This is a genomic window from Methylorubrum sp. SL192, from assembly GCF_026672325.1.
GTDB lineage: Bacteria > Pseudomonadota > Alphaproteobacteria > Rhizobiales > Beijerinckiaceae > Methylobacterium > Methylobacterium extorquens.
The window spans coordinates 4,305,295-4,318,471 of sequence record NZ_JAPPQV010000003.1 but is presented as its reverse complement, the minus strand read 5'-3'; the positions used below and the strand labels follow the sequence as shown (position 1 = coordinate 4,318,471).

Here is a 13,177-nt window from a genome sequence, read left to right as displayed (position 1 = left end):
GACCCAAACGAAAGATCCGGCGCGGTCGAAGCGCCTGACACCACACACAAATTCGCCCCCGCTCGCGTCGCGATCGGGGGCGTCATTGTTTCGGACTCTGGATTTACGGCCTTGCGGGAGTCCGCGTGAAGGTGCGGGAGCGGTTCTCCGGAGCCGGAGCCTGCATCGCGTCGAACGTCGTCTCGTCGAGTTCCAGAACCGGCAGGGTGCCGAGTTCGGCCGGAAGCGCAGCCACGGGCTTCGGAGCCGGAGCCGGTGCAGCCGCCAGAGAGGCAGCCGGTGGCCGTTCCTCGGAAGCCTCGACGGCGGGCAACGCCGGGGACGGCGTCTCGACCGCAATCGGCAGTTCGGGCGCCGGCGTGACCTGCGGTGCGAGCGCGGCGCCGACGATGCGGGCAGGCTGCGAGGCGTCCGAAAGCGACTCGGCGACCGGCGCAGCGGTGATGTGAGGCGCGTCGGCGGGGCTCGAATGGATCTGCGATGCGATCGCCCAGGTCGCGACGAGCGAAAGGCCGATCACGCCGAGACTCGTGCCCCAGACCGGCCTGTGGCTGCGCCGTTCGAGCGACTTCAGCGGCCCCGGCAGGATACGGCTACGCCGCGGAACGGGGCGTGGCTGACGGAGCTGCGGCCAGGAATCCCGCATGGCGGCGTCTTCGGCTCCTACCATCGGAGTACTCCGGTTGAACGAGGATCGGCCGTTCATACACGGGTAAGACCGACGTCGGAAATGAGGCGTAAGCGCCGATCGCAGAGGGCGTATCGCGGCTGTTCGGCAGTCGGTCAGGCTGCGGCCGCGTCGCGATCGACATACCACGTCACGCGCCCGGCACTCTCGACATGGCGCGCCGGCAGATCTTCGCCGTCGGCGAGCCGTTGCAGTGGCTCGCGCTTGCTCGCACCGTTGACGAGAAACAGCACCGAGCGCGACGAGGCCAGAGCCGGAAAGGTCAGGGTGATGCGCGGCACGAACGGCTCCAATCCCGCTTCCGGAACCGGCGCGACCCAGGCCGTGCGTTCGGAAAGAGCCGGCTTGCCCGGAAACAGCGAGGCCGTATGGCCATCGCTGCCGAGGCCGAGCAGCACGAGGTCGAACAACGGTCGTTCGGGATCGAGCTCTCCAGCCCCGTAGTAGTCGCGCAAAGTCTTCTCGTAGGCGCGGGCGCCGGCCTCGGCTCCATGATCGGAGGGGATGAAGTACAGATGCGTCGCCGGCACCGGCGCGGCATGGCCGAACGCCTCCCGGACCATGCGGACGTTGCTCAACGCATCGTCCCACGGCACCACCCGGTCGTCGCCGAAGAACCAGTGGATGCGTGCCCACGGCACCCGCTCGACAAAGCCGGGGGAGGCCAACAGCTTGTAGAGCCGCTTCGGGGTCGAGCCGCCAGAGAGGCAGATCGCGATGCGCTCGCCCTCCGCACCCTCGGCCATCGCCAGCAGATGCTCGGCCGCCGCACGGGCCGTCGCCTCGGCATCCGCCATCAGCTCGGTGTTCGGGGGAAGCGAGATCATGGCGCGGGCCCCCGGCGCGGCGGCTCCTTGTGGCCGCCGAAGCCCTGGCGCATCGCCGAGAGCAGCTTGTCGGCGTAGCTCTCATCCTCGCGGGACCGGAAGCGGCGGTAGAGGGCGCTGGAGAGAACGGTGGCCGGCACGGCCTCCTCGATCGCCGCATTGATGGTCCAGCGGCCCTCGCCGGAATCCTCGACGTAACCGGAGAAGCCTTCAAGACGCTCGTCGCCCGCCAGGGCGGCGGCCGTCAGATCGAGGAGCCAGGAGGAGACCACGCTGCCCCGCCGCCAGACCTCGGCGATGTCGCCGAGATTGAGATCGAACCGGCGCGCCTCCGGAATATCGGGGGCGTTGGCGTGGCGGAGGATGTCGAAGCCCTCGGCATAGGCCTGCATCAGGCCGTACTCGATGCCGTTGTGGATCATCTTCACGAAGTGACCGGCCCCGCTCGGGCCGGCATGAATGTAGCCCTGCTCGGCGCGCGGATCGCGCGCCTCGCGGCCGGGCGTGCGCGGGATCTCGCCGAGGCCCGGCGCCAGGGTGCGGAAGATCGGATCGAGCCGATCCACAGCCTCTTTGTGGCCGCCGATCATCATGCAGTAGCCGCGCTCCAGGCCCCACACGCCGCCGGACGTGCCGACATCGATGTAATGGATACCCTTGGCGTCGAGATCACGAGCCCGGCGGACATCGTCCTGATAGAACGAGTTGCCGCCGTCGATGATGCAGTCGTCGGCACTCAGGAGACCGCCGAGCGCGGTCACCGTCTCCTCGGTGATATGGCCGGCTGGCAGCATCACCCAGGCGGTGCGTGGCGCTTCGAGCTTGGCGGCGAGATCCTCCAGGCTGGAGGCGGGTGTCGCACCCTCGGCAGCCAAGGCTTCGACCGCTTTCGGATCGCGGTCGTAGACCACGGCCGTGTGGCCGTCGCGCAGGAGGCGGCGGACGATGTTGCCGCCCATCCGGCCGAGGCCGATCATGCCGAGTTGCATAGGCTCGCACTCCCATCGAGGCTTTTGCTTTTGCATCATCTTTTTCCGAAAGCCGGCAACCACCTTTCGGGACGATGCTCGATCAGGATCCGTCGTGCGATCCCTCGCGGCTCACCGTCCGCGCGTTACGGAACGGTGACCGCACCTGCCAATGGTAGGGCGTAAAAACCGGAATCAAGGCTTAGGCGGTGTCGACCCCGAGGCCGGCGGCTGGCCGGGGCTCGCTTCCGCCCGCTTCTCCGGGTTCTTGACCTGGCTGTAGGCGATGTTGCCGAACGTACCGATGGTCACCGACCAGGGCAGGGGCTCCGCATCCTGGTCGCTGCGATTCGCCATGCAGAAGGACGAGAGCAGCCCGTTGACCACGGCGTCGTCGCCGGCCCCGGGCGCAGCGGCCTTCACCTTCGGTGCAATGCGAGCGAGGACCGGAACGAAGTCGTTCGGCTTCAGCCCCTTCAGCGCGTCGCCGCCGGTGGCCTCTTCGATGCTGGCCTTGAGCCGTTCGTTCTCGATGGTCGAGCAGGGCGCGTTGCCGGCCATCATCGTCTTGATCTTCCCACGCGCGGTCGCGACGACCCCGGATTCCGACACGACCGGAGCCTTGTTGCCCCAGGAATTGCGGATGTAGTCGGTGACGTCCTTGATCTGCTGGTCGGTCATCTCCTGGCCGATGGCCGGCATCGGTGCGTAGCCGCTCTGGGCGGCAAGACCGCCGACGATCACGTTGATGATGGTCTCGGGGCCGCCGGACTGGATCGAGGTGTTCCCGGCCAGTGCCGGAATCGCACCCTCGACGCCCTTGCCGTCCGGCCGGTGACAGGAGGAGCAATAGGTGAGGTAGGTGTCGGCGCCCGGCGCGCCCGGCTGGTTGAAGGACTGAAGATCCTTCTCCTTATAGGTCTGCTTGGCGGGAATCGTGCGCAGATAGGCGACCATCGCCTTCAGGTCGGCGTCGGTCATCTTGGAAAGCGATTCCTCGATGGTCTGGCGCATCGGGCCGGCGGCCACGCCCGGCCGGTTGCCGGGGGCCGTGCCGGTCTTGAGGTAGCTGACGACCTCCTCGTCGCTCCAGGCGCCGATGCCCTGATGCCCGTCTGGGGTGATGTTGGGCGCGTACCAGCCGTCGATGACGCCGCCGCCGAACCGACCGGCCAGGCTCGAATTGCCGACGAGCTTCCGCTCGTTGTGGCACATGCCGCAATGGCCAAGGCCTTCGACCAAGTACCCGCCGCGGTTCACCTCCGCGCTGGCCTTCGGATCGGGCTCGAAACGCCCTTCGGTAAAGAAGGCGATGCGCCACGTGATCAGAGCAGTGCGGACATTAAACGGGAAGGGGATCTCGTTGTCCTCCCGCTTCTCTTTCACCGGCGTGAGAGACTTGAGGTAGGCGAAGATCGCTTTCGTGTCGTCGTCCGAAACCTTGGTGTACCAAGAGAAGGGGAAGGCCGGGTAGAGATACTCACCCTCGTCGCCGATGCCGTGACGGAACGCCTTTTCGAAGGTCTCGTAGCTCCACTTGCCGATGCCGGTCTCGTCATCCGGCGTGAGGTTGGGGGTCTTGATCGCCCCGATCGGCGTATCAAGCTTGAAATTGCCGGCCATGTACTTGCCGCCAGTCTTGGTGTGGCAGGCGGTGCAATCGCCCGCCGTCGCCAGATATTCGCCGCGCTTGATCAGGTCTGCATCCGCCTCCTGCGCGTGAGCCGTGCCGACCGAGAGGAGCGCGGCGACGGCGAGCCAACCGGAGCCCAGGGCATTGAGGCGTGTCATGAACTCGATCTCCAGATGTCGAGGGCCTCGATAAAGTATCGTTCTAGGTCATCGGCGGACGCGCACCGAACGTTCGCCACTTCTGGTTGTTCTCGGCCAGCTTGTCACAGTCCGGCGACGCCGCCGCTCCGTCACGACGAAAGCGGATCACCATCTCGGCGAGATGCGTGGCGAGCGCCGCGGCCAGCCAAACCGCGATGCCAGGCCACGCTGTGCCGGTGAGCGCCGCCCGCAGGGCCAGCATCAGCGCCGCACCGGAGGCGAGGTTGCTCAGCAGCGCCCCCGGTGCCGGGCCGCGGCCCCAGCGGGCGCGCATACCGAGCAGCACTAGCGCCTCGAGGACCACCAGCACGAGGATGGCGTCGACGATCCGCCCGGAGGCGAAGAGCGGGGCGAAGAGCTCGTCCACGGATCACGCGCTCCCGAAGCGCGGCCCGAAGCGCGGATTCAGCCGGACGACGGTGAGGTTCAGGCAGGCGGCGGTGCTGACCCAGGCGAGGTAGGGAAGGTTGAGCAGGGCAGCAGGCGTCGAGACTTGGCCGACGATGACCATCACGGCGAGGATGGAGAGCCACAGCAGCAGCACCTCGGCGAAGGCCCAATCGGGCCGACGCAGCCGGAAGAAGATCACGCTCCAGGCGATGTTGAGCACGCCGTTGACGGCGAGGACCGCGACGAGCCGGCCCCGCGCGGCCGGGTCCGGATCGGCGTTCCAGGCGATGATCGCGGAGGCGGTGGTGAGGATGAAGATCACGGTCCAGATCGGCCCGAAAGCCCAGTCCGGCGGCTTCCAGCCGGGGACGCGTAGGCGGCGATACCAGGCGTCCGTCCGGGTCGCGACCCCGCCCGCCGCCGCGACGGCGAGCGCCACGAGGGCGGCGACGACGGGCGGTCCCCAGCCGCCGGCCAGCAGGCCGCTCACGGCGAGACCCAGCGGAACAGGTGCGCGAGATCCTTGAAGAAGATCCGTGCATGCGCGGCCGGTTTGGCGCGCACCAGTTCCTTGTTCATGTAGGCGTCCCAGGTGAGCTGCTGGACATCCTTGTCCTTGCAGATCGAGACGAAGCGCTCCCGCAGGGTGTCGCTGCGATACCAGACCCACTGCATCATCCCGAGGATCCAGAAGACGCGTCCGTGCAGCCGCATGAACCGCTTCCGCGCCTGGGCGAGGGCGCGGGCATCGCCGGTGGCGAGGAAGGCGCCCGCCGCCTCCGCAGCAAGGCGACCGCCGAGCATCGCGTAGTAGATGCCCTCTCCGGAAGCCGGCGCGACGACGCCCGCCGCGTCGCCCGCGAGCAGCACGTCGCGTCCGTTGTCCCAGCGCCGCAACGGCTTGAGGGGAAGCGGGGCGCCCTCCCGGCGAATCGTCTCGCAGGCATCGAGGCCGGTATCGGCGCGCAGATCGCGGATCGCTGATCGCAGGGAGAAGCCCTTTCGGGCGCTGCCGGTGCCGACGCTGACGGTCTCGCCATGCGGAAAGATCCAGGCGTAGAAATCCGGCGAGAGGCGACCCTGGTAGTAGACGTCGCAGCGCGCGCCGTCGTGCCCGGTCTCCGCAGGGCGCCGGACGATCTCGTGATAGGCGAAGACCTGTCGCATCCGGGCATGCCCCGGAATCTCGGCGCGTCCGACCGCGGAGGTCGCACCGTCGGCGCCGATGACGAGGCGGGCCTGCACCCAGTGTTCCTCGCCGCCTTTGCCGGAGCGGTAATGCACCGTGGCGAGACCCGCGCTTTCGCGGGTGATGCGTTCGAACAGGCCGTCGCGCAGGTCCGCCCCGGCGAGCGCTGCCCGCTCGCGCAGATACGGATCGAAATGCTCGCGATCGACCATGCCGACGAAGCCGTCGCCGACCGGCATGTCGACCGAGCGGGCGCTCGGCGCCACCATCCGGGCACACCGGATACGGGCGACGAGGAGCGCGTCGGGAATCGCGAAGTCGCGGATCAGCCGCGGCGGGATCGCGCCGCCGCAGGGCTTGATCCGCCCCGCCTTGTCGAGGAGCAGCACCCGCCGCCCGGAGGCGGCGAGGTCGGCGGCCGCGATCGCCCCCGCGGGACCGCCCCCCACCACCACGACGTCGAAGGTTTCGGAAGCGTCGTGGTGTGTCATGGCGTTACCGCGCCTCGAAGCCGGAATTGAGCTGGAAGGAGGCCGTCTCGGTCAGCAGGTTGTGCCGCCGGCCGACGGTGACGTGCTCGACGCGCAGGCTGATGAGCAGGGCGACGAGGAACAGCACACCTTCCGCCGCGAACACCGCCGCGTAGGCGTAGACGGGTTCGGAGGCGACGAGGCGGGCGAGATCAACCGCGAGTGTGCCGAGGAAGCCGCCGGCACCGAAGGCCACGCCCTGGGCCGCGCCCCAGACGCCCATGCGGGTGCCGCGCTCGGCCTCGCCGCCGCGCCCGGCCAGCGCCATCATCGAACCGATCGCCGCCACGGCGTAGACGCCGTTGCCGAAGCCGAGGCCGGCCACCGCCGCGCGCAAGGGAAAGTCGGGCCCGATCGGCCCGCCGGCAGCGATCGTCCCGAGCGCCAAAGCGGAGAGGCCGCAGCCGATGGCCGTCCAGAGCTTCAGCGAACCCAGAACCGGTCCGCCGATGAACACGGTGACGCCGGCCACGAACAGCATGCCGGCGAGCACGCCGCCGTGCTGAAGCCCGGCGAGCTTGGTCGTCGCTCCCGGCGTCATCGCGAAGACGAGGCCGGCATAGGGCTCAAGAATCAGCTCCTGCGCGCTGTAGGCGAGCATCGAGACGAAGATGAACAGGGTGAAGCGCCGGGCCGCGGGCTCGGCCAGCACCTGCGCCAGCACCGCGCGGAACGGCGGCTTCGTCTCGGCCCGGCCGGCGGCGGCTTCGGGGCGGCGCGGTTCGATGCCGGCCACCGCCAGCACAGCCACGGCGAAGGCGATGAGGGAGACGGTGCCCGACACGGCGACGAGCCGCGCGCCCGAGAACGGATCAAGGAAGTGGCCGGCCAGCGGCGCGGTAACGGCGAAGCCGGCGATCATCATCACCCAGACGATGGTCGCCGCCGCGCCCCGGCGCCCGGCTTCCACCCCGGTCGCGAGCAGGACGAGGAGCGAGGTACCCGCCGCGCCTGCGCCCATGCCGACGAGCAGGAAGGACAGGACGGCGAGCCCAAGGCCGGCGGCGAGGTGGCTCGCCGCGAGCGCGGTCGCGGCCGCCGCGCCGAAACCGCCGAGGCAGAGCGCGGCCATGCCGCCGACGATCCACGGCGTCCGCCGCCCCCCGATATCGGAGCCGTAGCCCCATCGCGGACGCAGCACCTGCGTGGCGTAGTGCAGGGCGACGAGGGCGCCGGGCACGATCGCGGGCAGCGCCAGCTCCACCACCATCACCCGGTTGATGGTCGATGTCATCAACACCACGACCGCCCCGAGCGCGGTCTGGACGAGGCCGAGCCGAACGATCTGGAGCCACGAGAACGATCGAGGGAAGGGTCGAGCGATGGCGGCGGGCATGTCGGTCATGGCGCCAGCCCTTGCACGAGCGGACGCAGCGCAAAAGCCGAGGCCAACATGCCGAAGACGTAAAGCGTCGTGCCGGTGCCGTTGTACCAAGCGGCGCGGGCGCGGGGCGCCTTCAGGAAATGCGTCATCAGGACGAGCTGCCCCACGAGCAGGGCGCCGATCAGCGTGGCATGCCAGGGGCGCTCCCAATGGAGGAGGAGCGCGACCACCACCATCTGCGGCAAGGCCATGACGAGGCAGGCGAAGCGCGCCGCGCGATCCGAGCCGAGCTGCACCGGCAGCGAGCGCAGTCCCATAGCCCGGTCCCCCTCTACCGACTTGAAGTCGTTGAGGGTCATGATGCCGTGCGCACCGACCGAGTAGAGCAGGGCGACGAGAAGCACCCGCCGGTCGGGCATCGAGGCGGCCATCACCGCGGCGCCGGTGAACCAGGGCAGCCCCTCGTAGCAGAGCGCCACCGCCGAATTGCCCCACCAGCCGTTCTGCTTCAGCCGAAATGGAGGCGCCGAGTAGATCCAGGCAAGCACGAGGCCGAACAGGGCGGCACCGAGGATCCAGGGTCCGAGCATCGCGGCGACGGCCAGCGACAGGACCGTCCAGCCGGCCGCGAGATAAAGGCCCCACCGACCGGGAATGCGTCCCGAGGGGATCGGCCGGTCAGGCTCGTTGATGGCATCGACATGGCGATCGAACCAGTCGTTGGCGGCCTGGCTCGTGGCGCAGACCAGCGGCCCGGCGAGCAGCACGCCCGCGGCGATGACCAGCCACTGCCCGGACGGCGTCTGACCGGAGGAAACGACCCCGCAGCCGAACGCCCACATCGGTGCGAACCACGTGATGGGCTTGAGAAGCTCGACGATGGCGCTCGGCGCGGGCGTTGCCATGCTCGAAAGCTACTGGCGCCCGGCCACATGTGTCAATCAAGCTTTACACATGACCACAAATAAGATCGCGATGTCACTCGTTTTTGATCGATGCATTATAGCGCCGATCGCCGTGAAAAGGCCTAAGAGGTCAACTCAGGGTCGTTGCCGTCGAGGTCGCCGATGCCGTAGCGACGCATCTTCGCGTAGAGACCCTGACGGCTCAGGCCAAGCATCTCCGCCGCCGAGGCGCGGTTGTCGCGCGTGATTCGGAGGGCCGCCTCGATGCACAGCTTTTCGATGAGGTCGGTCGTCTCGCGCACCAGGGCCTTCATGGAGACGCGCCCCACGAGTTCGGTCATCTGCTCGACCGAGCGGGGCAGGTCGTGCCCGCCGCCGGCATGAACCGGGGCCGCCCGCCGCGGCGTCGCGCGAACGGTAAAGCCGAAACAGGGCTGATCGGCGTGAGAGGTGGAGACGGCGGCAACCTCCACCTCCTCCATCGAGCCGTACTGGCCGCGCATCGCCGTCGAGAAATGGCGTACCGAGCCGTGATCGCGCAGCATCGCGAACAGCGCGAGTGCGTCCGTTTCCCCACGGCCGAGCCACGTGTCGAGGGTTCGGCCGCGGACCTGTTCCTCGGTGGCATGCTGGGTGAGATCGAGGAAGGCGGTGTTGGCAGTGAGGATACGGCGCGCGGCGTCGGTGACGACGAAGCCCTCCGGCATCCGCTGGATGATGTCGAGCGCGCCATGTCCGAACTCGACGCGCTCCGGCGCCGCCGGAACCAGCGTGGCGAGGCGCAACAGCACCGAGGTCGTGCCCTCGCCACGAAACAGGGAGGCGGAGACCCGGACGTCGCCCCGGCCGCCGGCCAGTGGCGCGACGAGATCCGTCGCCTGCCCGGTGACGCGCAGGCCGGCAAACAAGCTCTGCAAGTCCCGCAGGCTGCCCGCGTCGAACAGGTCGGCCGCATCCTGGCCGATCACGCGTTTCTGCGGCCGCCCGAGCAACCGCATCGCCGCCGGGTTGATCTCCGTCACCCGCCGCGTGCCGGCATCGACCACCAGAACCGGCTCACCGGAGAGTTGGAACAGCAGCTTGTAGCGGGTCTCGGCGGTGCGCAGGCGGTCGTAATCCCGCTCCAGCGCCTGCTGCGTCTCGGCCAGACGGCGCTGAAGCGCAGCGATCGTCCGCAGATCCTGCCCGACCACGATGATCGGCCCATCCTTCTGCGGACGGAGTGTGGCGTAGCGAATCGGTAGGTCCGTGCCGGTAGGAGAGGGATGGTTGACCTGCCGCCAGCGGGTCATCGTACCGGGCGCCGCATCGCGCAGCAGCGCATCGATCTTCGGACGGCTCTCGACGGTGACCGTGTCGATCCAGGGCTTCCCGAGCCAGGATTCGATGCCCTGTCCCTCAAGATCGGCCCGGCCGGCCATGGTATCGCGGATGATACCGTGATGATCGACCACCAGGGAGAGATCGGAGGTGGCAGCAATCAGCAGCCCGGCCGCCTCTCCATCGAGGAGACCGGCTGCCTGTTGCAGCGCCGGGGTGGGGCGCCGAGGAGAAGGGCTCGCCAAGCTGCTCAAGGTCAACACTTTGTGATGGCGCTGGAAGCGCCCTTATCAACAGGCTCGCGTCCGCATTTCAAGCAAGCTTTCCGCAATGAGCGGTGCAAGACGCCCATCTTCCGCTGTGCCATCCGCGCCAACAAGGCGGACGTGATCAGGATTCCGGGCGAAATAGGGGCCGCCGACCAAGACTTTGATGCGCGTGTTGCACGAAGCGGCGCGCAGGGCACGGATTCGATCCGTGAGGGCGGGCAGGAAAACATCGCAGGACAGCGTCAGCCCGAGGATGTCGAACCATTCCATGCGGACGAGGTCCGCCGCGTCGAGGCTCGACTGAGCGCCTGTGGTGGTCACGTCCCACCCCGATTCGCGGAAGATCGTGGCAACCAGCGACAGACAGAAAACATGCGCCTCGCCCGGACCGGGTAGCAGGAGGATGCTGCGCCCTGCGGGATCGACCCCATCGTTCTCGAGCCGCGCGCACAGGTCGCGCGTCGCGGCCTGGAGGCGCCCGAGGGCCACGGTTACGTCGACGAAATCGCAGGCATCCTCCTCCCAGAGCCACCCGAGATGCCGCGCCACCGGCGCCAGCAGATCGACCAACATCCCTTCGAGGGTCAGCCCCTCGTCGAGGATGCTTAGGAGATGGGGCGCGAGATCGGTGTCGGTGCGGGCGAGCAGCAGGTCGCTGAGGCGCTGGACTTCGTCCGGTGTCGGCCGGTGCCCAACGGAAGGGGGCCGCGGCGCCGCCCGATCGCGGTGAGCCAGCATCAGCCGTGGCAGAATCTCCGCCTCGACCACGCTGGCCAACTGTCGTCGCATCCCGTGTCCGTCGGGCTGCTGCTCGAACGCCGAGGGGACAAGCGGCTCGGCCACGACACCGCATTCCGGTGACACAGCAGGAAACTCGAGACGCTCGCCGAAATGCCTCCAGTCGCCCATGGGCGTCTCCCTGAGGATGCGGCTCGGTGGATGCAGCGTGCAATTTAATGCGCTGATCGGCACCAGGGCAACGGACGCGTGTATCCCAACGATACGCTTCCGCTCACGATTGGCAATCCCCGGCCCCGCCGACCCCGACGGAAATGTAATCTTCAATGAGCGTCAACTTCAGTTGACACTTTTGGGCAGCCAGGCCTAGGTTCAGGGCGTCGAGGCCTCCGAAGACGGGGCCGAAGGGCGAGCGAGGGCGGACGCCATGCGTCAGCACCAGGGCCGGCAACAACCGCTCTACACGAGCGCTCAGCGTCAGCGGCGCGACGCGTCGCGCTGGACGCTGGTGCAGGGGGTTCTGGCTCCGCTGCAGTTTCTCGTCTTCGCGGTGAGTCTCGGTCTCGTCCTGCGCACCCTCACCACGGGTGAGGGGGCCGCGGCGGCCAACGCCTCCGTCGTCGCCAAGACCCTCGTTCTCTACGCGATCATGGTCACGGGCTCGATCTGGGAGAAGGTCGTGTTCGGCCGCTACCTGTTCGCGCCGGCCTTCTACTGGGAGGACGTGTTCAGCATGCTCGTGCTGGCGCTGCACACGGCCTATCTCGCCGCACTCGGCCTCGGCTGGCTCGATACGGAAGGGTTGCTGGTCCTCGCGCTCGCCGCCTACGCCGCCTACCTCATCAATGCCGGCCAGTTCCTTCTGAAGCTGCGGGCGGCGCGGCTCGAAGCGCCGGCCTCCCTCACCCTCGCCGGGGAGGTGGCCCGGTGAACGCGCACGCGCCCCTTCCCGCCAGCGAGTGCGACGTCACCGTCCGCGCCGAGCACGGCCAGCGGGCGGTGTTCTGCGGCCTCACCGGAATCGTCTGGCTCCACCGCAAGATTCAGGACGCGTTCTTCCTCGTCGTCGGCTCCCGCACCTGCGCCCACCTGATCCAGTCGGCAGCGGGCGTGATGATCTTCGCCGAGCCGCGCTTTGCCACCGCCATCATCGACGAGCGCGATCTCGCTGGCCTTGCCGATATGAACCAGGAACTCGACCGGGTGGTGACGCGGCTGATCGAGCGGCGTCCCGATATCCGGCTGTTGTTCCTCGTCGGCTCCTGCCCCTCGGAGGTGATCAAGCTCGACCTGTCGCGGGCGGCCCAGCGGCTGTCGCGGCGGCTCGCCCCGGACGTGCGGGTGCTGAACTATTCGGGCTCCGGCATCGAGACGACCTTCACGCAGGGCGAGGATGCCTGCCTCGCCTCGCTCGTGCCGGAACTGCCCGAGGCGGCGGCGACGGACGAACTCCTTGTCGTCGGCGCACTCGCCGACGTGGTCGAGGACCAGTTCGCTCGGCTGTTCTCCGATCTCGGGATCGCCGCCCGCTTCCTGCCGGCCCGACGGGCGGGCCAGATGCCCGCGGTCGGACGCGGGACGCGCTTTCTCCTGGCCCAGCCCTTCCTCGCGGACACCGCGCGCGCCCTGGAAGAGCGTGGAGGCCAGCGCATCGCCGCCCCGTTTCCGCTGGGTGCGGAAGGCACGACCGAGTGGCTTCGCGCGGCGGCCGAAGCCTTCGGCGTCGATGTCGCCCGCTTCGAGGCGGTGACGGCACCGGGCCTGCGCCGCTCCCGTCAGGCTCTGGCCGCGTATGCCAAAAAGCTCGCCGGCAAGCGGGTGTTCTTCTTCCCCGATTCACAGCTCGAAGTGCCGCTCGCCCGCTTCCTGTCGCGGGAGATGGGCGCCGAGCTGATCGAGGTCGGCACGCCGTATCTGCATCGCGGACACCTCGCCGCCGAACTCGAATGGCTGCCCAGCGGCACCGCCGTGGTGGAGGGCCAGAGCCTCGACGACGGGCTCGACCGCTGCCGCGCGGCCCGGCCCGATCTGACCGTGTGCGGCCTCGGCCTCGCCAACCCGCTGGAAGCCGAGGGGCTGACCACGAAATGGTCGATCGAGCTGCTGTTCACGCCGATCCAGGGCTACGAGCAGGCGGGCGACCTCGCCGAATTGTTTGCGCGTCCGCTCGACCGGCGCGCCCGGCTGGAGGTGTAG

At 68.7% G+C, this 13,177-nt stretch carries 13 protein-coding genes; 2 read left to right on the top strand and 11 right to left on the bottom strand.

Translation table 11 applies throughout. The features are described 5' to 3' along the window. Positions 1-103: 103 nt before the first annotated feature. From OVA30_RS20795 to OVA30_RS20745, 11 genes are all read right to left on the bottom strand, one after another. Complete coding sequence (locus OVA30_RS20795) at positions 104-670, bottom strand: hypothetical protein (RefSeq protein ID WP_268176685.1); 567 nt, start codon at positions 668-670, stop codon at positions 104-106. Positions 671-783: 113 nt separating this feature from the next. Next, a complete protein-coding gene (gene pgl / locus OVA30_RS20790) occupies positions 784-1,515 on the bottom strand; it encodes a 6-phosphogluconolactonase (RefSeq protein WP_268176684.1) in 732 nt (243 codons plus the stop codon). Beyond that, positions 1,512-2,504 (bottom strand): phosphogluconate dehydrogenase (NAD(+)-dependent, decarboxylating), encoded by a 993-nt coding sequence (gene gnd, locus OVA30_RS20785; RefSeq protein WP_015824827.1) that lies wholly within the window; start codon positions 2,502-2,504, stop codon positions 1,512-1,514. Before gnd ends, pgl begins: the two co-directional genes overlap by 4 nt. A 174-nt stretch (positions 2,505-2,678) precedes the next feature. Further along, positions 2,679-4,274, bottom strand: coding sequence for a c-type cytochrome (locus OVA30_RS20780; RefSeq protein WP_268176683.1), 1,596 nt, complete (start codon positions 4,272-4,274; stop codon positions 2,679-2,681). Between the two features lie 43 nt (positions 4,275-4,317). Next, positions 4,318-4,683, bottom strand: coding sequence for a hypothetical protein (locus OVA30_RS20775; RefSeq protein WP_268176682.1), 366 nt, complete (start codon positions 4,681-4,683; stop codon positions 4,318-4,320). A 3-nt stretch (positions 4,684-4,686) separates the two neighbouring features. Further along, on the bottom strand, positions 4,687-5,196 hold the full coding sequence (locus OVA30_RS20770; protein ID WP_268176681.1) for a TspO/MBR family protein: 510 nt from the start codon (positions 5,194-5,196) through the stop codon (positions 4,687-4,689). Next, complete coding sequence (locus tag OVA30_RS20765) at positions 5,193-6,386, bottom strand: geranylgeranyl diphosphate reductase (protein WP_268176679.1); 1,194 nt, start codon at positions 6,384-6,386, stop codon at positions 5,193-5,195. The genes OVA30_RS20770 and OVA30_RS20765 overlap by 4 nt, the downstream gene beginning before the upstream one ends. Before the next feature lie 4 nt (positions 6,387-6,390). Beyond that, complete coding sequence (locus OVA30_RS20760; protein ID WP_268176678.1) at positions 6,391-7,770, bottom strand: BCD family MFS transporter; 1,380 nt, start codon at positions 7,768-7,770, stop codon at positions 6,391-6,393. After that, positions 7,767-8,654 carry a chlorophyll synthase ChlG gene (gene chlG / locus OVA30_RS20755; protein ID WP_268176677.1) on the bottom strand — a complete coding sequence of 296 codons (888 nt, stop codon included), beginning with the start codon at positions 8,652-8,654 and terminating at the stop codon, positions 7,767-7,769. The genes OVA30_RS20760 and chlG overlap by 4 nt, the downstream gene beginning before the upstream one ends. A gap of 122 nt (positions 8,655-8,776) precedes the next feature. After that, positions 8,777-10,237, bottom strand: coding sequence for a transcriptional regulator PpsR (gene ppsR, locus OVA30_RS20750; RefSeq protein WP_015824820.1), 1,461 nt, complete (start codon positions 10,235-10,237; stop codon positions 8,777-8,779). A gap of 27 nt (positions 10,238-10,264) precedes the next feature. Further along, on the bottom strand, positions 10,265-11,152 hold the full coding sequence (locus tag OVA30_RS20745; protein WP_268176676.1) for a cobalamin B12-binding domain-containing protein: 888 nt from the start codon (positions 11,150-11,152) through the stop codon (positions 10,265-10,267). Positions 11,153-11,408: 256 nt separating this feature from the next. On the opposite strand from OVA30_RS20745, the gene bchF reads away from it, so the two are divergent. Together bchF and OVA30_RS20735 are read left to right on the top strand one after the other, a co-directional pair. Continuing rightward, positions 11,409-11,912 carry a 2-vinyl bacteriochlorophyllide hydratase gene (bchF, locus tag OVA30_RS20740; protein WP_268176674.1) on the top strand — a complete coding sequence of 168 codons (504 nt, stop codon included), beginning with the start codon at positions 11,409-11,411 and terminating at the stop codon, positions 11,910-11,912. Then, a complete protein-coding gene (locus OVA30_RS20735; RefSeq protein ID WP_268176673.1) occupies positions 11,909-13,177 on the top strand; it encodes a ferredoxin:protochlorophyllide reductase (ATP-dependent) subunit N in 1,269 nt (422 codons plus the stop codon). The genes bchF and OVA30_RS20735 overlap by 4 nt, the downstream gene beginning before the upstream one ends.